This window comes from Sphingomonas sp., assembly GCF_036402235.1.
In the GTDB taxonomy this organism is placed as follows: domain Bacteria; phylum Pseudomonadota; class Alphaproteobacteria; order Sphingomonadales; family Sphingomonadaceae; genus Sphingomonas.
This window is the reverse complement of sequence record NZ_DASWTG010000088.1, coordinates 1-20,331: the sequence shown is the minus strand read 5'-3', so window position 1 is coordinate 20,331 and position 20,331 is coordinate 1. Positions and strand designations below refer to the sequence as shown.

Here is a 20,331-nt window from a genome sequence, read left to right as displayed (position 1 = left end):
TGCTACGCCCTTCCCGCCAGCGCCGCGACGACCCGCGACAGCCCGACCCCGTTCGAACCCTTGATGAGGACCGCGTCGCCCGGGCGGAGCATCGTCTCGATGCGCTCACGGGCGGTCGCGGCGTCGGGCACATGGACCAATTCGATCCGCCCCTCAAGCGCGCGTGCGAGCGGCGCCATCCCTTCGCCGACGAGGAGCAACGATTCGACGTTCGCGGCAGCGATCGGATCCGCAAGTCCGGCGTGGAAGTCGGCCGACTGGTCGCCCAGCTCGCGCATTTCGCCCAGCACCGCCAGGCGTCGCGTGGCGGGGGTCGCGGCAAGCACCGCCAGCGTCGCGCGCATCGATGCGGGATTGGCGTTGTAGCTCTCGTCGATCACCAGCGCCTCGCCGCCGGCGAGCGCGGTCTTGAACCGCGCGCCACGCCCAGCGAGTCCACCCATCTCGGCCAGCGCGAGGCCAGCCTGCTCGAGGTCCCCGCCTGCCGCGTCGACCGCGGCCAGCACCGCCATCGCATTGGCGACCCAGTGGTCGCCCGGCTGCGACAGGGTGAAGCCCAGCGTGCGCTCCGGCCCGATCTGCGCGGTGACATAGGTGCCGCCCGGCTGGCCGGGCACGACCTCGATCGCGCGTACATCCGCGCCTTCGCTCAGGCCGAAGGTGACGACCTTCGCCGCATGCGGCTCGGCCGCTGCGATCAGCCGGTCGCGGTGCGGGCTGTCGAACGGCACGATCGCGGTGCCGCCGGGCTCCAGCCCCTGGAAGATTTCGCCCTTGGCGTCGGCGATCGCTTCCTCGCTCGCGAAGAATTCGGTGTGCGCAGGCGCGATCGTCGTCACCAGCGCGATATGCGGGCGGACCATATGGGTGAGCGCCAGCAGCTCGCCGGCATGGTTCATGCCCATCTCGAACACGCCGAACCTGGCCTCGCGCGGCATGCGGGCGAGGCTCAGCGGCACGCCGGTATGGTTGTTGTAGCTCTTGACCGAACGGTGCGCGAAGCCCGGCGCCATCCGCTCGAGGCATTCGAACAGCGCCTCCTTGGTGCCGGTCTTCCCCACAGAACCGGTGACGCCGATCACCGTGCCTGCCATGCGCTTGCGGCTGGCGCGCGCCAGATTCTCCAGCGCGACCATCGTGTCGCCGACCAGGATATGGGGGTGCGGCGTCCGGGAGGACACGACCGCACCCGCGGCCCCGCTCGCGAAGGCCTGATCGAGGAATTTGTGCCCGTCGGTGGTCTCGCCCGACAACGCGACGAACAGCGCGCCCGGCCCCACCTCGCGGCTGTCGAACGCCACCGCATCGACGTCGAACTCGGCGGATGCGGTGCCGCCCGTCGCGGCGGCGATCTCGGCTGCGGTCCAGAGCATTTCGCTCACGCCGCCGCCTCCCGTGCCACCGAAACGTCGTCGAAGGGCAGCACCATGTCGCCGACGATCTGGCCCTGCTCATGCCCCTTGCCCGCGATCAGCACGATGTCCTGCGGCTCGGCCTTGCCGACGCCCAGGAAGATCGCGCCGCGGCGATCGCCCACCTCGATCGCGCCGGGGCAACCCTTGAGGATTTCGGCGCGGATCAGCGCGGGATCCTCGCCGCGCGGATTGTCGTCGGTCACGATCACCAGGTCCGCGCCCGCCGCGGCCGCCTGCCCCATCGGCTCGCGCTTGCCCGGATCGCGATCGCCGCCCGCGCCGAAGACGAGGATCAGCCGCCCCGCCGCATGCGGCTTCAGCGCGGCGATCGCAGCCTCGAGCGCGTCGGGCGTGTGCGCATAGTCGACATAGATCGGCGCGCCGGTCCGGCTGATCGCCGCGCGCTCGAGCCGCCCGCGCACCGGCTGAAGCCGGGAGAGGTTGGCGAGCGTCGCCGCGGTGTCCCCGCCCGTCGCGATCACCAGCGCTGCCGCGATCAGCGCGTTCGCCGCCTGGTAGCCGCCGATCAGCGGCAGGCTGACGCGGTGCTCCTGCCCCTCGATCGCGACCACCAGCTTCTGGTCGAGCAGGGTCGGCTCGCGCGACACCAGGCGAATCTCGCTGCCATGCTCGCCCACCGTGATGATCCGGTTGCCGCGCATCTGGGCGATATCGAGGACGCGCTCCGAATGGGGATCGTCGGCCCACACCACCGCGGTGCCGTCGGGGTCGAGCACGTCGGCGAACAGCCGCAGCTTGGCGGTGAAATAGTCCGCCATGTCCTGATGATAGTCGAGGTGATCGCGCGACAGGTTGGTGAACGCCGCGGCCGCTACCGGCAGCCCTTCGGTGCGGTATTGCGACAGGCCGTGGCTCGAGGCCTCGAACGCCAGATGCGTCACGCCCTCCCGCGCCAGCCCCGCGACGTTGGAGAGGAAAGTGACGACATCGGGCGTGGTCAGCCCGGTCGACACCGCCTCGTCCGCGGTGGTCACGCCCAGCGTGCCGATCGACGCCGCGCTGTGCCCGGCCATACGCCAGAGCTGACGAACCATCTCGACCGTCGAGGTCTTGCCGTTGGTCCCGGTCACCGCGACCGCCGTCTCTGGGAAGGGAGCGAAGAAGCGCGCCGCGATGCGCGCGAACTCGGTGCGCGGATGGTCGGTCGCGATGTGCACCGCGCCCTCGACCCGCGTCTCGGGCCGCGCGATCACCGCGATCGCCCCGCTCGCCACCGCCTGCGGGATGAAGTCCTCGCCGTTGAAGCGTGCGCCGCGAAACGCGCCGAAGACGGTGCCGGGCGCCACCTTGCGGTGGTCGATGGCGAAGCCGGTGACGATGGTATCTTCGGCGCCGCCGGTCAGTTCGCCCAGTCTCACTCGTCCGCTCCCGGCGCGACGATCGAGGTCGCAGCCGCAGCAGCGGCGCCTTTGGGCTTGTTCTTGGGCTCGGCCTTCCACAGCAGCGGGGTCAGATCCGAAACATCGACGTCGCGGGTCTCGTCGGGCACCACACCCAGCATCGCGCCGGTGCGCATGATGACGCGGTTGACGACGGGGGCGGCGGTCCAGCCGGCGGTCGAGAAACCGAAGGTCTGGGCATTTCCGACAGGCGAATCGAGCATCACCAGCACCACATAGCGCGGCGCGTCCATCGGGAAAGCCGCCGCGAAGGTCGAGACGTTCTGATTGCGCTTGTAGCCGCCGGCGCCGGGCACTTCGGCGGTGCCGGTCTTGCCGCCGACCCGATAGCCCGGCGCATCGGCCTTGCCGCCGGTGCCGTGCGTCACCACCAGGCGCAGCAGCTGGCGCATCCGCGCGCTGGTCGCTTCGGAGACGACGCGGCGCCCCTGCGGCGCCTTGCCCGGCTCGATCCGGCGCAGCGTCGCCGGGCGCCACACGCCGCCATTGACCAGCGCGGCATAGGCGCTGGCGAGGTGCAGCGGCGTCACCGCGATGCCATGGCCATAGGCCGTGGTCATCACCGTGGTGCGCGCCCAGAATTTGGGCCAAAGCGGCGCGGCGAGGCCGCCCAGCTCGATATCGGGCCGCGAATCGAAGCCGAGCTTGCGGAACATGCTCTCCATCCGCTGCTGGCCCAGCTCGTCGGCGATGCGCGCCGTCGCGATGTTGGACGAATGGATCAGCGTCTCGGGGATATTGAGCCAGCGCTTCTGGGCATGATCGTCGCGGATGCGGAAGCCGCCGACCTGGAGCGGCGCGGTAGCGTCGTAGCGCTTGGCCATCGACGGCGCGACCCCGCTCTCGATCGCAAACGCCATGGTCAGCGGCTTGAAGGTCGAGCCGAGCTCATAGACGCTCTGCGTCATGTTGTTGCGGAAATGCTCGGGGTTCGATCCCTTGATATTGTTGGGGTTGAAGGTCGGGAGCGACGCCATCGCCACCACCTCGCCGGTCGCCACGTCGAGGATCACGCCGGCCGCGCCCTTGGCCGTGAACGACGTCATCGCGGCGCCCAGCTCGCTCTCTAGCGCCGCCTGCGCGCGCAGATCGAGCGAGAGCGCGACCGGCTGCCCCCGCCGCGCGGGATCGGTCAACTGCTTGTCGAGCGCCAGTTCCATGCCGGTGACGCCCTTGCCATCGAAATCGAGGTAGCCGAGGACATGCGCGCCAAGGCTCGCCTGCGGATAGAGGCGCTGCGGCTCGCGCGCGAACTCGATCCCCGGCTCGCCCAGCGCGTGCACCGCCGCCACAAGCTCGGGCACCGCGCGGCGCTGCAGATAGGTGAAGCGCGCGTCGCTGCCCAGCAGCTTCGCATAGTCGGCCTCGCTCTTGCCCGGCAGCGTCGCCGCGAGCATCCGCGCCAGCTCTTCCTTGTCGCCGATCACCCTGCCGGGCCGCACGCCGATCGACCAGGCGTCGATCGTCCGCGCGAGCGGCGCGCCGTTGCGGTCGACCAGGTCGCCGCGCAGCGGCACCAGCATCGCGTTGACGCTGGTCGCCGCAACCGGCTCGGCGAACAGCGCGAGCAGCGCCAGCCGCCCGACGATCACCGAAATGCCCGCCGCGAACAGCAGCGCGAGGATCATCAGCCGCACGTGCGCGACAGCCATCGTCGCCTGCCGGTTGCCCGGCCGGGTGCGATTGCGGGGCGCAGGGGCGACGAGGACGGTCACCGGGCGCGGCGCGCCTCGGCACGGACGCCCTTCATCAGGTCGCCGAAGCTCGAATCCTTGAGCAGGCTGCGGTCGAGCATCGCCACCTCTTCCCGGCGCGTCCTGACCGCAGGCCTGGCCGGCTTCGGCATCACCGCCGCGGCCAGCTGGGGCCGGCTCGCGGCAGCGGGTGCGGCCTTCGCGACCACCGCAGCGGCGACCTTGCCGGCGGCGGCTTTCTCCGCCACCGCCTTCTCCGCGATCGCCTTGGCCGGCGCCGCGGATGCCATCGCTGCCCCGCCCGCGGTCTGAGCGGTTCCGGCCACCGGGTCGGGCACGCCCTCGGGCACCACCATCGCGGCATAGCGCTCGGCCACGCCCTCGGTCTCGAGCGCGCGGAGCGAAGCCAGCGCGCCGTCGCTCGCCAGGAACTGCGCCGGGGTCGGCGCGGTGTAGCGCATCACCTCCCCGTTCCAGCGCTCGAGCTGGGCGAGGTTGGCGCGCGTGTCGAACTCGGTCTCGAGCTGGCGAATGTCCTTGTGCGCCTTGGCGATGGCGCGCTCGACCGCCTCGACGCGCGTCCGCTCGGCCGCGACCATCGACGAGACGAGATAGCAGCCCGGCGCCACGATCAGTCCCGCGGCGTACCAGCCCAGTCCGTTCAGTGCCTTGATCGCCATATCCGCCTCCTCAACTCACCCACGCTTCCGCCGCAGTGCGCCGCGCGACGCGCAGCGTCGCCGACCGGGCCCGCGGGTTCGCCGCAATTTCTTCCTCGCTCGGACGCACCGCCTTGGCCGGGGTCTCGAAGCTCGGCGCACGCGCCGCCGTCACCGCCGGACGGTGCCGCGAACCGGCCGGCTCGCTGCCCGAGCGCTCACGCAGGAATTTCTTGACCATGCGGTCTTCCAGGCTGTGGAAGGTCACCACCGCCAGCCGCCCGCCGGGCTTGAGCACCCGCTCCGCCGCGGCCAGCCCCTCGGCCAGCTCGTCGAGCTCGCGGTTCACATGGATGCGGATCGCCTGGAAGGTCCGCGTCGCCGGGTCCTTCTTGTCGTGCGGCTTGTGGCCCAGCGCCTTGCGCACGACGTTGGCCAGCTCGCCGGTGCGCGTCAGCGGGCGCGCCGCGACGATCGCCCTGGCCACGCGCCGCGCGCGCGGCTCCTCGCCATAATGATAGAGCACATCGGCGATCTCGGCTTCGTCCGCTTCGTTGACGAAATCGGCTGCGGTCATCCCCTCGCCCGCCATGCGCATAGACAGCGGCCCGTCCTGCTGAAAGCTGAACCCGCGCTCGGCCTGGTCGAGCTGCATCGACGAGACGCCGATATCCATCGCCACGCCGTCGACCGGGGCCAGGCCGCGCGCCTCGAGCTCGCGATCCATGTTCGAGAAGGGCGCCTCGATCAGGATCAGCCGGCCGTCGCTCGCGGTGAGAAGGGCTTGGCCGCCCTCGATCGCATCCGGATCGCGATCAAAGGCGGCCACCTCGGCTCCCCGCTCGAGGAACGCCAAGCTGTAACCCCCTGCACCAAAGGTCGCGTCGACGATGCGCGCGCCGGGCTGGATCGCGAGCGCTTCGACGGTCTCGTCTAGAAGCACGGAGACGTGTGGCCGCCCAGAGGATTCTTGGGCAGTGCTCACAGCGTCACCTTCTTCTCGTCGAGGTGGTAGCGGCACGCCGCCTTCATGCTCTCGGGCAGCGAGGGATGCGCGAGCAGCGTGGCGGGGTCCCAGATCTCGATCACCGGGCCGACGCCATAGAAGAAGGCGTAGCCCGACTTGCGGATTCCGGCATGCTGGCACAGCATCCCGGGCATGACGAAGCGGCCCGAGGGATCGAAGGCGATATTCTCGCTGGGACCGACGCCTTCGCGCCAGATGTTCGAATCCGTGCGCCCGCGATCGCCGGCATATTCCAGCGAACGCGCGTTGAGCCGCTCCATCAGGGCATCGAAGTAGGGCTCGTCATAGGCGATCAGGCAGCGGTCGCTCTCATGGGCGGAGAGGATGGCGACGCGGGAGTCCTTGGTGTCGGCAGGGGCGCCGCTGTTCTTCTCGAGCGTGGCGCGCAGGGTCGAGGGGATGGCGACACGACCCTTGTCGTCCACCAGCTGCAGCCCCACGCCTCTGTACCCCGTCCGGTTCACTCCCGCCCTCGCTTGCGGCGGGCAAACCTTTCCCGTCTCCGAAAGCGCACGATGCCGCGCGCCCCGGACCCGATTCCGGCTGACGATAAGGTTGCCCTGTTAACCAGCGGCGTATCTTAAGCGCCATTGGTTTTCAATGCCTGAACGCGGGAATCTACGGTATTTAGCCCCACTTTCTGCCTGAAGTGGGACGTGTTTCAGGAATATTCGTCAGTTGATCTCGCTTTGTTCAGAAGGATGCGGCAATGTCTTGCCCGGCTGAATCCAATGCGCGGCACGCGCAGATAGGGTTCGGGGCAGGTTGTGGGGCGATTTCCCGTAGCGCCGCCGGCGGGCAGCCGATGCGTCACTTCTCGGGAATGGGATAGGGCGTGATCGCAGGAGCGGGGGTTTCTGCGGTGCGCGGCGCAATGCCTAGCTCGGCGATCGGCTCGTCCTTCCCCAGCACCGCCTCGTTGACGATCACGCCGTCGGTCATGTTGGCGACCGCTTCGGGCTTCGCGCCGCCATCGGCGACGACCGGATCCTCCTTGTTGGCGGCGGAGAAGATCCAGCCCGCGACGCCGATCAGCAGCAGGACGGTGGCCAGCCCGGTGAGGCCGACGCGGACGCGCTGCATGCTTTGCCTGGGATCGGTCGGAAGCGACTTCATAGCTGTGGCATAAATGTAACGCCTTACCAGCCTGTTGCGAACCCCGTTTTTTGGCGTGCGCTGACCGGAAAGCGGTGTCGGAATGCGCTAATCGCGCATTCCCAAACAGACTCTCAGGCGCGGTCGAGCCAAGGCGGCACGGGCAGCCCCTTGGACCGCAGCCAGTCGCCATTGTACAGCGTCGAAAGATACCGGAATCCGGTATCGCACAGGATGGTCGCGATTCGCTTGCCCGGCCCCAGCTCGCGCCCCAGCCGTACCGCGCCGGCGACGTTGATGCCCGAGGACAGGCCGAGGCACAGTCCCTCCTCCGCCAGCAGCCGCTCGACCCATTCGAGTCCCTCCTCATCGGAGATGCGGAACTGAGTGTCGATCGGCGCGCCTTCGAGATTGGCGGTGATCCGCCCCTGCCCGATCCCCTCGGCAACCGACGACCCTTCGGCCTTGAGCTCGCCATGCGCGTAATATTCGTAGAGCGCCGCGCCGTGCGGGTCGGACAGCGCGATCGTCACGCGCTCGTCCTTCTCCTTGAGGCCGAGGCCGACGCCCGCGATCGTGCCGCCGGTGCCCGCGGCGCAGGTGAAGCCGTCGATCCGGCCCTCCATCTGTGCCCAGATCTCCTCCGCGGTCCCCACGATATGCGCGCGGCGGTTGGCGATGTTGTCGAACTGGTTGGCCCAGATCGCGTTGGGGGTCTCCTCGGCGATGCGGCGGCTGGTGTGCACGAAATGGCCGGGATTCGAATAGGGCGCGGCGGGCACCAGCACCAGCTCGGCGCCGAGTGCGCGCAGCGTGTCCATCTTCTCGCGGCTCTGCGTCTCGGGCATGACGATGATCGTCTTGTAGCCCTTGGCGTTGCCGACCAGCGCCAGGCCGATCCCGGTGTTCCCGGCCGTTCCCTCGACGATCGTTCCGCCCGGCGCGATCTGCCCGCGCGCCTCGGCATCCTGCACGATGTACAGCGCAGCGCGGTCCTTCACGCTCGCGCCCGGATTGGCGAACTCGCACTTGCCGAAGATGTCGCACCCGGCGGCGTCGCTCGGGCCCTTGAGGCGCACCAGCGGGGTATTGCCGATCAGTGCGATCGTATCAGTTGCTACCTGCATGGGCGACCATTTGCACGCCCCGCCCCGCGCGGCAAGCAAGCGATGCTTGGCGCATGGCAACATCCTGACGCATCCGCTTGACCCGTCTGCCCGCATTGACTACAAGTGTAGTCATAAGCTTGGGAGAAGCCGAATGCACCGCTTTGCGTATCTTGCGATCGCCTCCATCGCGGGGTTCGCCGCCCTTCCGGGGAGCGCCCGCGAAACCGCCGAACAGAAGCTGACCGCAGCGGTGGAGCGCGAGATGGCCGCGCAGGGCCCCATCGTCACCGCCGCCGACCGGGCGCTGATCGCCAGGAAATGCGGCTACGGCCCCGACGAAGCGAAGAACGGGAACATCAATATCACCAACGACACGCTGCACTGCGCCAACGGCAGGCGCGTCGCCGCGGATGACGAGATCCGCGCGACCTCGAAGCGCATCTCGGCACGGGCCAACCGTCACGTCGAGCGCACGATGAAGAGCGCCTCGGTCGCGCTCGCCACAGCCGAGGTCGCGCAGGAGGCGAGCGAACGCGCGCTCAAGGAAATGCGCCGCTCGCTGCAAGCGCGCTAGGAGACGCCCGCGCGCTGCAGATGCGGCTCCAGCCGGCCGCTCAGCCACAGGAAGAACATCCGGTAATCGCTGACCAGTGACCAGAGCGGATAGGTGAAGGTCGCCGGGCGGTTCTTCTCGACCCCGAAATGCGCGGCCCAGGCGAAGCCGTAGCCGGCGAGCGGGATGGCGAGCAGCCACCACGCGCTGAGCCAGATTCCGGCCGCGAGCGCCGCGAAGGTCAGCGTCGTCCCCACATAGTGCAGCACCCGTGTCTCCGGCTTCGCATGCTCGCGAAGATAATAAGGCCAGAAGTCGGCATAGCGGGTGATCGCGCGCGCCATGCGGCGATGCTAGGACGGTGGGGTGACGCAATCAACTCCTCGAAAATCCAGCTTCGCGCCCGTCGTCGATAGCGGCGTGCGCCTGCTGGTCTGCGGCAGCCTGCCTGGCGACCGTTCGCTCGCGGCACAACAATATTATGCGCATCCACAGAACCAGTTCTGGCGGCTAATGTCGGCGGTGGTCGATCGCAACCTGACCGCCCTCGCCTATCCCGACCGTCTTGCCGCGCTGCTGGAGGCGCGTATCGGGCTGTGGGATGTCGTCGCCACCGCATATCGCCCAGGCAGCACAGACGCCGCGCTCAGCGACATCGCCGCCAACGACATCGCGGCCCTAGCCGCCACGCTGCCAGATCTGCGGGCGATCGCCTTCAACGGCGGCACGGCGCTCAAGCATGGCTTGCGTCAGCTCGGCCCCTTCCCCGGCCGCGCGACGATCGCCCTTCCCTCTTCCAGCCCGCTCCACACGATCGGCTTCGACGCCAAGCTTCCGGCGTGGTTGGCGCTACGCGAGCATCTCGCAATCTAACGCACCGGAATCCGGCTGATTCCCGGCATGCTTGACATCGCCCGGACTTGTATTTAACATTATAGTTAAATACTGGAATTTCACCGATGCAGACCGATCCGCTCAGCATTCAGTTCGCCGCCCTCGCCGACCCGACCCGCCGCGCGATCCTCGCGCGGCTGGCGCAGGGCGAGGCGTCGGTGAACGAGCTCGCCGCGCCATTCGACATAAGCCTCCCCGCGGTGTCGCGGCACATCAAGGTGCTGGAGAATGCCGGGCTGATCAGCCGCAGCCGCACCGCGCAGTGGCGCCCGGCGCGATTCGAGCCGCAGGCGATGAAGAGCGTCGCCGACTGGCTCGACCAGTACCGCCATTTCTGGGAGGCGAGCTTCGACCGGCTCGACGCCTATCTCAAATATATCCAGACCGCGGGAGGCAGCGATGAACGCCACTGATCCCGCCGCGCCGCCGGTGCTCCACCTGACGCGCGTGTTCGACGCGCCGCGCGACCTCGTCTGGCTCGCCTGGACGCGGATCGAGATGGTGCTCGGCTGGTGGGGGCCGGTCGAATGGCCCGCGGTCAAGGTCGAGCAGGACCTCCGCGTCGGAGGCGCCTGGCGCGCCTGCCTGCGCTCGCCCGAGGACGGCCGCACGCTGTGGCAGGGCGGCACCTATCGCGAGGTCGTCGCGCCCGAGCGGCTCGTCTACACCTTCAAATGGGACAGCGACGACCATGAGGACGGCGTGCCCGTCGACACGCTCGTCACCGCGCTGTTCGCCGAGCTCCCCGACAACCGCACGCATCTCGATTTCACCCATGCGGGGCTCAAATCGGCGGAAAGCCTCGCCGGCCACCGTCACGGGTGGACGAGCACCTTCGCGCGCTTCGACGCGTGGCTCGCACGACAGGAGAGGAATCGATGAGCGCAACTACCCCCGCGATGCTGTGGACCGGCCGTGTGCTGACCGGCCTGTTCGCGCTGTTCATGCTCGGCGCGTCGGTCGCGCCCAAGCTGATGATGTTGCCGGTAGCCGAGCAAACGATGGCCCAGCTGGGCTGGCCCGCGGGCTATGCCTTCGCGATCGGCCTGCTCGAGCTCGCCCTTGTCATCCTCTATCTGGTCCCGCGCACCAGCCTGCTCGGCGCGGTGCTGATGATGGGCCTGCTCGGCGGCGCGATGGCGACTCAGGTCCGCGCCGAGATGCCGCTGTTCAGCAACATCCTCTTCAGCGTCTATCTCGGCCTGTTCATGTGGGGCGGGCTGTGGCTGCGCGACCCGCAGCTGCGCGCGCTCTTCCCCTTCCGCACGACCAACCCCTGACCTCCAAGGCCCGAGAAGGAGAGAATCCATGTCCGCCAAGTCGATCTTCATCAATCTGCCCGTCCGCGATCTCGCCAAGTCGACTGCCTTCTACGAAGCGATCGGCTGCACGAAGAACGAGATGTTCAGCGGCGAGACCGCCTCGTCGATGATGTGGTCGGAGAACATCGTGTTCATGCTGCTGACGCATGATTTCTACTCGACCTTCACCAGCCTGCCGATCGCCGACGCGAACGCCGCCAGCGGGATGCTGCTCGCCCTGTCGCAGGAGAGCCGCGAGGCGGTGGACGCGATCGTCGCGAAGGCGGCTGCGGCCGGCGGCAAGGCGGACCTGCGCGCGACGCAGGACCTCGGCTTCATGTATGGCCGCACCTTCGCCGACCCTGACGGCAATGTGTTCGAGCCGGTGTGGATGAATCCCGCAGGCATGGGCGAAGGCTGATGCCGGCGCCCCCGCCCTTCGCCCTACCCTTCACAATACGCGGGATCGATCACATCGTTCTGCGCGCCGCCGATCTGCCGCGCATGCTCGCCTTCTATCACGACGTGCTCGGCTGCACCGACGAGCGTGTGCAGGAGGCGATCGGCCTCCACCAGCTTCGCGCCGGCGCTTCGCTGATCGATCTCGTCACGATCGACGGCAAGCTCGGCGCGCGGGGCGGCGCGGCGCCCGGAGCCGAAGGCCGCAACCTCGACCATTTCGCGCTGGCGATCGATCCGTTCGACGATGCCGCCCTGCGCGCGCACCTCGCCGCGCACCAGGTGGAGATCATCGAGGAAGGCCCGCGCTATGGCGCGGAAGGCGAAGGTCCCTCCTTCTATGTCCGCGATCCCGAGGGCAACGTGATCGAGCTCAAGGGCCCGGCCACCCATTGAGTTAAAGATATAAAGAAGTCTTTATATCTCACTTGACGAGACCTTCGGCCCGCGCGATATTGCGCGGGTCGAAGGTTCTCCGGCCGGCCTGCCGCGCCGGAGCTAAGACGGGAAGCCGGTGCAAATCCGGCGCTGCCCCCGCAACTGTAAGCGGCGAGCGGCGGTCGATACGTGTCACTGGGAGGCTCGCCTCCCGGGAAGGCCAGACCGTCCGCATTGACCCGTGAGCCAGAAGACCTGCCCGCGACACGATAACGTCCACCGGCGGGGTGCCCGGTCTGGCCGCATGCGCACTGCGCGGCCGGCTCGCCGTCTGCGCGGGTCCGCACGCGTCCGGCTTCTCCCCGCCTTCTTCGGGGTAGAAGACCAATGACCGTCACCATCGCCACGCTCGGCTTCCCGCGCATCGGCCCGCGCCGCGAATTGAAGCACGCGCTCGAATCCTTCTGGTCGGGCAAATCCGACGAAGCCGCGCTGCTCGAAGCCGCCGCGGGCCTGCGCACCGCCGCCTGGGCGCGCCAGACAGCGCTGGGCGCCGACTGGCTGCCGTCGAACGATTTCTCGCTCTACGACCATGTCCTTGACCTCAGCATGATGCTCGGCGCGATCCCCGCCCGCTACGGCGCGGCGGACGGCGAGGCGACCCTCGCCACCTATTTCGCCATGGCCCGCGGCACCACCGGCGCCAGCGAAGGCTGTGCCCATTCGCACAGCCTCACCGCGTGCGAGATGACCAAATGGTTCGACACCAACTATCACTATATCGTCCCCGAGCTTTCCACCGGGCAGAAGCTCGCGCTCGGCCGCCTCAAGATCGTCGAGGAATATCGCGAGGCCAAAGCACAGGGCTATGAGACTCGCCCCGTCCTCCTCGGCCCGGTGACTTGGCTCAGTCTGGTCAAGGCTGCCGGCGTCGACCCCTTCGACTATCTCGACGAAGTGCTCGGCCTCTACGGGGTGATCCTGGGTCACCTCGCGCATGCCGGCGCCGAGTGGGTGCAGATCGACGAGCCGATCCTGGTCACCGACCTCACCGAGCAGCAGCGCCGCGCCTTCACTCGCGCTTATGCCCGGCTCGCGCGCTCGACGCCGCAGATCATGCTCACCACCTATTTCGGCGGGCTCGGCGACAACCTCACCCTCGCCGCCGCGCTGCCCGTCGCTGGACTGCATATCGACCTGGTTCGCGCGCCCGAGCAGCTCGCGCCAGTGCTCAAGGCCGCGCCCAAGACTCTCGCCCTCTCGCTCGGCGTGATCGACGGCCGCAACATCTGGCGCGCCGACCTTGCCGCCCTGCTCGGCCGGATCGAGCCGCTCGCGGCCAAGCGCGACCTGATCCTCGCCCCCTCCTGCTCGCTGCTCCACGTGCCAGTCGATCTCGCGCTCGAATCCAAGCTTGACGCCGAGATCAGCCAGTGGCTCGCCTTCGCGGCGCAGAAGGTCGAGGAGCTCGCGATCCTCAAGCGCGCGCTGAACGAGGGCCGCACTGCCGTCGCCGCCGAGCTGGCAGCCTCCTCGCAAGCCGCAGCCAACCGCCGCACCTCGCCGCGCATCCACGACGCCGCCGTCGCCGCACGCATCGCCGCAGTCACGCCCGACATGCGCGAGCGCCGCTCGGATCACGCCACGCGCATCGCCGCGCAGGCGCGGGTGCTCGGCCTCCCGCTCTTCCCCACCACCACGATCGGCTCGTTCCCGCAGACCGCCGAGGTCCGCCGGGCCCGCGCCGAGCACAATCGCGGTAATCTCGACGCCGCGGGCTACGAGGCGTTCCTGCGCGCCGAGACGCTGAGCGCGATCCGCTGGCAGGAGGAAGCCGGGCTCGACATGCTCGTCCATGGCGAGTTCGAGCGCAACGACATGGTCCAGTATTTCGGCGAGCAGCTCGCCGGCTTCGCCTTCACGGTAAATGGCTGGGTCCAGAGTTACGGCTCGCGCTGCGTCCGTCCGCCGATCCTGTTCGGCGACGCCTCGCGCCCTCGGCCAATGACGGTCGAATGGTGGCGCTATGCCCAGTCGCTGACCGACAAGCCGGTCAAGGGCATGCTCACCGGCCCGGTGACGATCCTCAACTGGAGCTTCGTGCGCGACGACCAGCCGCGCGAAGCCTCGTGCCGCCAGATCGCGCTCGCGATCCGCGACGAAGTGCAGGACCTCGAGGCCGCCGGCTGCCAGGCGATCCAGATCGACGAGGCGGCGCTGCGCGAAGGTCTGCCGCTGCGCCGCAAGGACTGGCAAGCCTATCTCGACTGGGCGGTCGACAGCTTCCGCCTTTCCGCCGCCGGCGTCGCCGACACGACCCAGATCCACACGCACATGTGCTATTCGGAGTTCAACGACATCCTGCCCGCGATCGGCGCGATGGACACCGACGTGATCTCGATCGAGACCGCACGCTCGCAGATGGAGTTGCTCGAGGGCTTCGCGGCCTACGACTATCCCAGCGCGATCGGGCCGGGGGTGTACGACATCCACGCCCCGCGCGTGCCCGGCGAGGAGGAGATGGTCGCGCTGATGCGCCTCGCCCAGCTCCACCTCAAGCCCGCCCAGCTCTGGGTGAACCCCGATTGCGGCCTCAAGACCCGCAAATGGGAGGAAGTCCGCCCCGCGATCGGCGCAATGGTCGCCGCCGCCCGCACGCTCCGCGCCGAAGCGATGGCGGACGCCTAACCAAATCCTCCCCCGTCAGGGGGAGGTGTCAGCGAAGCTGACGGAGGGGGAGGACGGCGATAACGCTGGTTGGGAGTCCTCCCCTTCCGACGCCTGCGGCGCCACCTCCCACTGGCGGGGGAGGATTGTTGATGCGACCCACATGCCCCACCACCAAAGCCACCATCTGCCTGATCGACATGATCTCCCTGGTGACACCAACCATCACGGCACGCGCTTCCGCAGCGTGGCGCTCGCACATAGGGACAAGGTCGCGTTCCTCGCTGTCAGCCGGCACGGCCGCACGCCGTTCGCGCGCCCGCGTCGCAAACCGGTCATGCAATCGTAATCATCCGGTCATGGCCGCGCCGCCATTGTGAAACCGGTTTCCCCTAGGCGCGGCGCGTGCAGCGCCGCTGCCCATGAAATCCATACCAAAGGGGACGATCATGACCATCCGCAAGGCGCTCGCCCGCGCCAGCGTTTCCGCGCTTCTGCTCTCCGTCAGCCTGCCCGCACTGGCACAGGACCAGGCGTCGAGCGCGCCCGAAGCCGACAACCAGGACGGCGAGATCATCGTCACGGGCCGCGCCGGCGCCGGCGAGCGCACCAAGCTCGACACCAGCTATGCGGTCACCACTCTTTCCAACGACATGCTGCGCTCGCGCGCGCCGTCGAGCGTGACCGAGACGCTGAAGTCCGTCCCCGGCTTCTGGGTCGAGGCGTCGGGCGGCGAAGGATCGGGCAACGTCCGCGCGCGCGGCATCCCGGTCGACGGTTTCGGCTCGATCAACCTGCTCGAGGACGGCCTGCCTGTTCAGCACGATCCCGCGCTCGGCTATCTCAACGCCGACCAGGCCTTCCGCATCGACGAATCGATCGACCGGATCGAAGTCGTGCGCGGCGGCCCGTCGTCGATCTTCTACTCCAACGCCCCTGGCGGCGCGGTCAACTACATCACGCGCCGCGCGACGGACGAAGTGGCCGGCAATGCGCGCCTGCTCTACGGCCCGACCGCGGATCTCTACCGTTTCGACGGCTGGGTCGGCGTGCCGGTGGCGGAGGGCTGGTCGGTCGATGTCGGCGGCTTCTACCGCAGCGAGCGCGGCGTGCGCGATCCCGGCTATACCGGCAACAAGGGCGGCCAGATCCGCGCCGCGGTGCATGGCGAGTTCGCCGGCGGCCGCACCTCGATCAGCTACAAGCACCTCGCCGACAACGCGATCTTCTATACCGGCATCCCGCTGACCAAGGATGCCGAAGGGGACATCGTCGGCCTGCCCGGCTTCGACCCGCATTACGGCACCACCGCGAGCCGCCAGACCCGTCGCATGACGCTCAGGAGCGCGACCGGCCCGGTCGACTTCCGCCAGGAGGAAGGCTCGCGCATCCGGCTCGACCAGCTGAGCTGGATCACCGACTGGGAATTCGGCGACGGCTGGAAGCTCAGCCACAAGCTGCGCTATCGCGACTCGGGCACGGTGCGCAACGGCGTCTACCCCGCCTCGATCAGCACCGCGACCGCGCTGCTCAACACCTATCGGCCGCAAGTCCTCGCCGCCTTCCCCGGCGCAACCAGCGTCCAGCTGCGCTATGTCGACGACGGCACCGCGTTTGACGTCACCGGCCAGAATGGCAATGGCGACGTGTTCGTCAACGCCGCGCGCCCGGTGACGATCGAGGAGAGCGAGCTGCTCAACGACCTGCGCATCGCGCGGCGGTTCGAGGCGGCGGGCACGCACGACGTCGCGGTCGGCGTCTACTACGCGTACATCGACGAGACCTTCCGCCGCTACTCGGCCTCGACCGTTCAGGACGTGTCGAACAACAGCCGCCTGCTCAATCTCGTCGCGCTCAACGCCGCGGGCCAGGTGGTCGGCTCGCTGACCGAGAATGGCGTCGCGCGCTACGGCTCCGAATTCGCCAATGGCTATGGCTCGCAGAGCACCTTCGCCGTCTATGCCTCGGACGAATGGCAGATCACCCCGGCGCTGCGCATCGACGGCGGCCTGCGCTATGAGGAAGTGACCACCCGCGGCGCGCAGGAGGGCAGCCGCACCGTCAATCTCGGCAACGCCGCGACGCTCGCCGACGACAGCGTGCTCACCGGCAACGGCGTGTTCACCCCCTTCGACCGCAAGTTCGACAAGCTCGGCTGGACGCTCGGCGCCGACTGGAAGTTCATGGACAATGCCGGCGTCTTCGCGCGCTACACCTCCGCCTTCCGCCTGCCGAGCGTCGGCAGCTTCATCACCAGCGCCACCGCCCAGCCGGTGACGCAGGGGATCGGCATGTGGGAAGCTGGCCTCAAATACAGCTCGCGATTCCTCAACCTCTACGCGACGGCGTTCCTCACCGATTTCGACTCCTACGGCATCGGCAACACGCGGTTCGACACGGCGACCAACGGCTATATCAGCCAGACCGTCTATACCGACACGCGCTCCTACGGCGTCGAGTTCGAGGGCACCGTGCGCCCCGCGCCATGGTTCGACTTCACGCTCAACGCGACCTGGCAGGATCCCACCTTCCGCAACCTGCGCTATGCCGAGCTCGGCCAGGACAACTCGACCACGCCGCCGACTCCGACGCTGATCAACCGCGATTATTCGGGCAACCAGCTGTTGCGCGTGCCGCGGCTCGCACTGCGTGCCACGCCCGCGGTCACCTTGTTCGGCGACCGCCTGCGCGCGCAGGCCGATGTCGAGCATTACAGCAAGCGCTATGCCGACGCCGCCAACATCTCGGAGCTGCCGGCCTATACGGTGGTCAACGCCAGCGTCCGCCTGAAGGTCACCGAGAACATCCAGCTCTGGGCCTATGGCGACAATCTGACCAACACCATCGGCCTGACCGAAGGCAATCCACGCGCGGGCGAGCTGACCAGCGGCCAGGCCAACGACCTGTTGTTCATCGGCCGCCCGATCCTCGGCCGCAACTTCCGCTTCGCCGTGGACTTCAAGTTCTGATGCGTGGCGTCCGTCTCCTGCTCGCGGCACTCGCGTGCCTCCTCACCCCCGCTGCAGCGCAGGAGGCGGACCGCACCGTCACCGGCGAGATCACTGGCGCCGATCATCAGACCTACAAGGCGATCCCGTTCGACCTCCCCGCGGGCGTCGAGCGAATCACCGTCCGCCTGACCTATGACAAGGCGAACAGGACCGTCATCGACCTCGGCCTGTTCGACCCAGAGCGCTTCCGCGGCTGGAGCGGCGGCACGCGCGACCGCTTCACGCTGAGCGAAGGCGACGCCACCCCCGGCTATCTCTCCGGCGCGCTCCCACCCGGCCGCTGGCAGGTCCAGTTCGGCATTCCCAACGCGCGCAAGGACGCCCGCAGTCCTTACCGCGTTGAGATTTTCTTCGACCGCGGCGAGACCCGCAACGCCACCGCCGCGATCGCCGACGCGCCCATCCGCGCCGGCCCCGGCTGGTATCGCGGCGACCTCCACATGCACGACACGCATTCGGACGGCAGCTGCGCCAGCCAGCAGGGCAAGCGCGTCCCCTGCCCACTCTACCGCACCGTCGAAGCCGCGGCGCAAGCGGGCCTCGATTTCATCGCCGTCACCGATCACAACACCAGCTCGCACTTCTCCGCACTGCGCGAGCTTCAACCTTTCTACGACCGGATGCTGCTGATCCCCGGCGCGGAAATCACCACCTTTGGCGGCCATGCCAACATCTTTGGCCAGTCGCGCTGGGTCGATTTCCGCGTCGGCAGCCCCACCGTGCCCGACGTCGCCACGCTCCAGCACAATGTCGCCGCGGCGCGCGCGATCCTCTCGATCAACCACCCCGCCTTGCCCTCGGGCGAGGCATGCATGGGCTGCGGCTGGGTCTGGCCCGACACCGACTGGAGCAAGGTGACCGCGATCGAGGCGATCAACGGCCTCACCACCCAGCCCCCGCTCGCCGGGCTCGATTTCTGGTACGACAAGCTCAATCGCGGCTTCCGCATCACCGGCATTGGCAGCAGCGACAACCACGATCCCGCTGCCGGACCCGGCAAGGCGCCGATCGGCCGCCCCGCCACCGTGGTCCACGCCCGCGAGCTGTCCCAGCCGGCGATCCTCGACGGCATCCGCGCCGGCAATGTCTTCATCGACGTAGAGGGCGCGCGGGATCGCATGCTCGAGGTCGCGGTGGTATCGGGCAAGAACCGCGCGGCGATGGGTGAGACGCTCGCGATACCCGCAGCGAAACTCGCGGTCGAGGTGAGCGTCGCCGGTGTCGCGCAAGGCACGGCCCAGCTCGTCGCCAATGGCAAGGAGCACAGCCGCATCTCGGTCGCCACGTCGCCGGCCACGCTCCCGATCGACCGCGCCGCCGCCTGCGGCTGGATCGCCGTCAACATCCTCGGTCCCGACAACCGCAAGCTGCTGATCGGCAACCCCATCTACATCCGATGCAAGGCGGCGCCCCGGCGCTGACTTAATCCTCCCCCGCCAGGGGGAGGTGGCACGCGTAGCGTGACGGAGGGGGAGGACGGCGAAACCTCGGCGGCTCGCATCCTCCCCCTCCGACGCCTTCGGCGCCACCTCCCCCTAGCGGGGGAGGATAAACGTCTCGCAGCTCTCAATACTCGTCGTGCAGCCGCACCCAGCTCATCGTGCCGCCGGCCTCGTTGCGGCCCTTGGGGGCGAGGTCGAGCCAGTTCATCGCGCCCATCAGCAGCTCGGTGCCGCGGTGATAGGTCGAGTAGCTGTGGAAGATCTCGCCCGCATCGTTCTTCGCGAACACGCTCACCCCGAACATGTCCGGGCTGCGCTGGATCTGCGTCAGCCCGTAATTGTAGCGCGCCGTCCCCGCTTCGCGCTCCTCGGCGGTGAACGAGACGCAGAAGTCGTAGTTGAAGTCGCCCCCGCCCGACGACACCCACGGAAAGGTCCACCCCATCCGTGCCTTGACCGCCTCGATCTGCGCGACTGGCGCGCGCGACACCGCTGCGAAGGCGAGGTCGGCTTGCTCGAAATGCTGCCGCGCCGCGTCGGTATGATCCATCGTGTAGGAGCAGCCGGGGCAGATATGCTCCGACCCCGGGGTCAGCATGAAGTGATAGACGGCAAGCTGGCTGCGATCCCCGAACAGGTCGCCCAGCGTGCGCGGCCCATCCGGCCCCTCGAACACATAGTCCTTCGCGACCTTCACCCAGGGCAGCCCGCGCCGCTCGGCGCGCAGCGCGTCGAGCGCATGGGTCATCGCGCGCTCCTTCTCGAACAGCGCCTTGCGCGCGGCCATCCATTCCTCGCGCGATACGATCTCGTGTTGCATTGCTCTTCTCCTCGTTGATCGTCAACCGCGCCCGGCGAGCTTGAGCCAGGGCGGCAGGTGGAACAGGCTCATCAGCAGGTACATCGCGGTCATGCCGTCGACCGGCAGCAGCGTTGCTCCCGCCGCGCACAGCGCCAGCGGCGGCGCGTCGATTGCCGACATCAGCGCCATCGCCGCGAACACCGGCGATGCCGCCAGCGTCAGCCAGGCCGTCTTGCCGGTCGCCTTGTCTGCAATTGCGGACATCGCCATGCTCCGTTGTCGTTGGTTCGTGGAACCTAGGATCGGGCGGCGCGCGGGTGAGAGTTACAAGTGTGACGCGATTTGGGAGATCGGCGTTCGATCCTCCCCCGCCAGGGGGAGGTGGCGCGCGCAGCGCGACGGAG

General features: G+C 68.5%; 21 protein-coding genes and 1 riboswitch. Of the genes, 10 read left to right on the top strand and 11 right to left on the bottom strand.

Annotation, left to right across the window (positions count from 1 at the left end):
- Nucleotides 1–2: 2 nt before the first annotated feature.
- The 8 genes from VGD28_RS17765 to VGD28_RS17730 all read right to left on the bottom strand — a co-directional run bounded on the left by VGD28_RS17765 (nucleotide 3) and on the right by VGD28_RS17730 (nucleotide 8,438).
- On the bottom strand, nucleotides 3–1,373 hold the full coding sequence (locus tag VGD28_RS17765; protein ID WP_331029699.1) for a UDP-N-acetylmuramoyl-tripeptide--D-alanyl-D-alanine ligase: 1,371 nt from the start codon (nucleotides 1,371–1,373) through the stop codon (nucleotides 3–5).
- Between the two features lie 5 nt (nucleotides 1,374–1,378).
- Nucleotides 1,379–2,794, bottom strand: a complete 1,416-nt coding sequence (locus VGD28_RS17760; protein ID WP_331029689.1) for a UDP-N-acetylmuramoyl-L-alanyl-D-glutamate--2,6-diaminopimelate ligase — start codon at nucleotides 2,792–2,794, stop codon at nucleotides 1,379–1,381.
- Entirely contained in the window at nucleotides 2,791–4,551 is a 1,761-nt protein-coding gene (locus VGD28_RS17755) for a penicillin-binding protein 2 (RefSeq protein ID WP_331029688.1), read from the bottom strand. Before VGD28_RS17755 ends, VGD28_RS17760 begins: the two co-directional genes overlap by 4 nt.
- A complete protein-coding gene (locus tag VGD28_RS17750; RefSeq protein ID WP_331029687.1) occupies nucleotides 4,548–5,210 on the bottom strand; it encodes a hypothetical protein in 663 nt (220 codons plus the stop codon). The genes VGD28_RS17755 and VGD28_RS17750 overlap by 4 nt, the downstream gene beginning before the upstream one ends.
- A gap of 10 nt (nucleotides 5,211–5,220) precedes the next feature.
- The gene (gene rsmH, locus VGD28_RS17745; RefSeq protein ID WP_331029686.1) at nucleotides 5,221–6,132 is read right to left on the bottom strand and encodes a 16S rRNA (cytosine(1402)-N(4))-methyltransferase RsmH; all 912 of its coding nucleotides are present in this window, start codon (nucleotides 6,130–6,132) and stop codon (nucleotides 5,221–5,223) included.
- Between the two features lie 38 nt (nucleotides 6,133–6,170).
- Nucleotides 6,171–6,656 (bottom strand): division/cell wall cluster transcriptional repressor MraZ, encoded by a 486-nt coding sequence (locus tag VGD28_RS17740; protein ID WP_331029685.1) that lies wholly within the window; start codon nucleotides 6,654–6,656, stop codon nucleotides 6,171–6,173.
- Nucleotides 6,657–7,026: 370 nt separating this feature from the next.
- Nucleotides 7,027–7,332: a hypothetical protein gene (locus VGD28_RS17735; RefSeq protein ID WP_331029684.1), complete on the bottom strand. Its 306-nt coding sequence runs from the start codon at nucleotides 7,330–7,332 to the stop codon at nucleotides 7,027–7,029.
- A 113-nt stretch (nucleotides 7,333–7,445) separates the two neighbouring features.
- Nucleotides 7,446–8,438, bottom strand: a complete 993-nt coding sequence (locus tag VGD28_RS17730; RefSeq protein ID WP_331029683.1) for a cysteine synthase A — start codon at nucleotides 8,436–8,438, stop codon at nucleotides 7,446–7,448.
- On the opposite strand from VGD28_RS17730, the gene VGD28_RS17725 reads away from it, so the two are divergent.
- A complete protein-coding gene (locus VGD28_RS17725; protein ID WP_331029682.1) occupies nucleotides 8,437–8,994 on the top strand; it encodes a hypothetical protein in 558 nt (185 codons plus the stop codon). The genes VGD28_RS17730 and VGD28_RS17725 overlap by 2 nt on opposite strands.
- Here the strand turns inward: VGD28_RS17725 and VGD28_RS17720 are convergent.
- On the bottom strand, nucleotides 8,991–9,317 hold the full coding sequence (locus VGD28_RS17720) for a DUF962 domain-containing protein (protein WP_331029681.1): 327 nt from the start codon (nucleotides 9,315–9,317) through the stop codon (nucleotides 8,991–8,993). The two genes, VGD28_RS17725 and VGD28_RS17720, sit on opposite strands and share 4 nt — an antisense overlap.
- Nucleotides 9,318–9,339: 22 nt before the next feature.
- Between VGD28_RS17720 and VGD28_RS17715 the strand changes: the two genes are divergently transcribed.
- The 9 genes from VGD28_RS17715 (at nucleotide 9,340) to VGD28_RS17675 (ending at nucleotide 19,104) form a co-directional block, all read left to right on the top strand.
- Nucleotides 9,340–9,846 (top strand): DNA-deoxyinosine glycosylase, encoded by a 507-nt coding sequence (locus VGD28_RS17715; RefSeq protein WP_331029680.1) that lies wholly within the window; start codon nucleotides 9,340–9,342, stop codon nucleotides 9,844–9,846.
- 86 nt (nucleotides 9,847–9,932) lie between these two features.
- Nucleotides 9,933–10,280, top strand: a complete 348-nt coding sequence (locus tag VGD28_RS17710; RefSeq protein ID WP_331029679.1) for a metalloregulator ArsR/SmtB family transcription factor — start codon at nucleotides 9,933–9,935, stop codon at nucleotides 10,278–10,280.
- The gene (locus VGD28_RS17705; RefSeq protein WP_331029678.1) at nucleotides 10,267–10,749 is read left to right on the top strand and encodes an SRPBCC family protein; all 483 of its coding nucleotides are present in this window, start codon (nucleotides 10,267–10,269) and stop codon (nucleotides 10,747–10,749) included. Before VGD28_RS17710 ends, VGD28_RS17705 begins: the two co-directional genes overlap by 14 nt.
- Nucleotides 10,746–11,147, top strand: a complete 402-nt coding sequence (locus tag VGD28_RS17700) for a DoxX family protein (RefSeq protein ID WP_331029677.1) — start codon at nucleotides 10,746–10,748, stop codon at nucleotides 11,145–11,147. The genes VGD28_RS17705 and VGD28_RS17700 overlap by 4 nt, the downstream gene beginning before the upstream one ends.
- Nucleotides 11,148–11,175: 28 nt before the next feature.
- Nucleotides 11,176–11,589: a VOC family protein gene (locus VGD28_RS17695; protein ID WP_331029676.1), complete on the top strand. Its 414-nt coding sequence runs from the start codon at nucleotides 11,176–11,178 to the stop codon at nucleotides 11,587–11,589.
- On the top strand, nucleotides 11,589–12,023 hold the full coding sequence (locus VGD28_RS17690) for a VOC family protein (RefSeq protein WP_331029675.1): 435 nt from the start codon (nucleotides 11,589–11,591) through the stop codon (nucleotides 12,021–12,023). The genes VGD28_RS17695 and VGD28_RS17690 overlap by 1 nt, the downstream gene beginning before the upstream one ends.
- 55 nt (nucleotides 12,024–12,078) lie before the next feature.
- Nucleotides 12,079–12,282: riboswitch (cobalamin riboswitch) on the top strand.
- 110 nt (nucleotides 12,283–12,392) lie between these two features.
- Nucleotides 12,393–14,693, top strand: coding sequence for a 5-methyltetrahydropteroyltriglutamate--homocysteine S-methyltransferase (metE, locus tag VGD28_RS17685; RefSeq protein ID WP_331029674.1), 2,301 nt, complete (start codon nucleotides 12,393–12,395; stop codon nucleotides 14,691–14,693).
- A 428-nt stretch (nucleotides 14,694–15,121) separates the two neighbouring features.
- Nucleotides 15,122–17,641 carry a TonB-dependent receptor gene (locus tag VGD28_RS17680; protein WP_331029673.1) on the top strand — a complete coding sequence of 840 codons (2,520 nt, stop codon included), beginning with the start codon at nucleotides 15,122–15,124 and terminating at the stop codon, nucleotides 17,639–17,641.
- Nucleotides 17,641–19,104, top strand: a complete 1,464-nt coding sequence (locus VGD28_RS17675) for a CehA/McbA family metallohydrolase (RefSeq protein ID WP_331029672.1) — start codon at nucleotides 17,641–17,643, stop codon at nucleotides 19,102–19,104. The genes VGD28_RS17680 and VGD28_RS17675 overlap by 1 nt, the downstream gene beginning before the upstream one ends.
- Before the next feature lie 145 nt (nucleotides 19,105–19,249).
- Here VGD28_RS17675 and VGD28_RS17670 read toward each other — a convergent pair whose 3' ends face one another.
- Nucleotides 19,250–19,945, bottom strand: coding sequence for a thioredoxin family protein (locus VGD28_RS17670; protein WP_331029671.1), 696 nt, complete (start codon nucleotides 19,943–19,945; stop codon nucleotides 19,250–19,252).
- Between the two features lie 21 nt (nucleotides 19,946–19,966).
- The gene (locus VGD28_RS17665) at nucleotides 19,967–20,191 is read right to left on the bottom strand and encodes a hypothetical protein (protein ID WP_331029670.1); all 225 of its coding nucleotides are present in this window, start codon (nucleotides 20,189–20,191) and stop codon (nucleotides 19,967–19,969) included.
- Nucleotides 20,192–20,331: the final 140 nt, after the last annotated feature.

Excerpts from the sequence above, each read along its gene's own strand:
- VGD28_RS17765 (WP_331029699.1), bottom strand. The coding sequence starts at position 1,373 with ATGCTCTGGACCGCAGCCGAGATCGCCGCCGCGACGGGCGGCACCGCA.
- VGD28_RS17750 (WP_331029687.1), bottom strand. The coding sequence starts at position 5,210 with ATGGCGATCAAGGCACTGAACGGACTGGGCTGGTACGCCGCGGGACTG.
- VGD28_RS17735 (WP_331029684.1), bottom strand. The coding sequence starts at position 7,332 with ATGAAGTCGCTTCCGACCGATCCCAGGCAAAGCATGCAGCGCGTCCGC.
- VGD28_RS17725 (WP_331029682.1), top strand. The coding sequence starts at position 8,437 with ATGGGCGACCATTTGCACGCCCCGCCCCGCGCGGCAAGCAAGCGATGC.
- VGD28_RS17730 (WP_331029683.1), bottom strand. The coding sequence starts at position 8,438 with ATGCAGGTAGCAACTGATACGATCGCACTGATCGGCAATACCCCGCTG.
- VGD28_RS17720 (WP_331029681.1), bottom strand. The coding sequence starts at position 9,317 with ATGGCGCGCGCGATCACCCGCTATGCCGACTTCTGGCCTTATTATCTT.
- VGD28_RS17710 (WP_331029679.1), top strand. The coding sequence starts at position 9,933 with ATGCAGACCGATCCGCTCAGCATTCAGTTCGCCGCCCTCGCCGACCCG.
- VGD28_RS17705 (WP_331029678.1), top strand. The coding sequence starts at position 10,267 with ATGAACGCCACTGATCCCGCCGCGCCGCCGGTGCTCCACCTGACGCGC.
- VGD28_RS17700 (WP_331029677.1), top strand. The coding sequence starts at position 10,746 with ATGAGCGCAACTACCCCCGCGATGCTGTGGACCGGCCGTGTGCTGACC.
- VGD28_RS17695 (WP_331029676.1), top strand. The coding sequence starts at position 11,176 with ATGTCCGCCAAGTCGATCTTCATCAATCTGCCCGTCCGCGATCTCGCC.
- VGD28_RS17690 (WP_331029675.1), top strand. The coding sequence starts at position 11,589 with ATGCCGGCGCCCCCGCCCTTCGCCCTACCCTTCACAATACGCGGGATC.
- metE (WP_331029674.1), top strand. The coding sequence starts at position 12,393 with ATGACCGTCACCATCGCCACGCTCGGCTTCCCGCGCATCGGCCCGCGC.
- VGD28_RS17680 (WP_331029673.1), top strand. The coding sequence starts at position 15,122 with ATGACCATCCGCAAGGCGCTCGCCCGCGCCAGCGTTTCCGCGCTTCTG.
- VGD28_RS17675 (WP_331029672.1), top strand. The coding sequence starts at position 17,641 with ATGCGTGGCGTCCGTCTCCTGCTCGCGGCACTCGCGTGCCTCCTCACC.
- VGD28_RS17670 (WP_331029671.1), bottom strand. The coding sequence starts at position 19,945 with ATGCAACACGAGATCGTATCGCGCGAGGAATGGATGGCCGCGCGCAAG.
- VGD28_RS17665 (WP_331029670.1), bottom strand. The coding sequence starts at position 20,191 with ATGTCCGCAATTGCAGACAAGGCGACCGGCAAGACGGCCTGGCTGACG.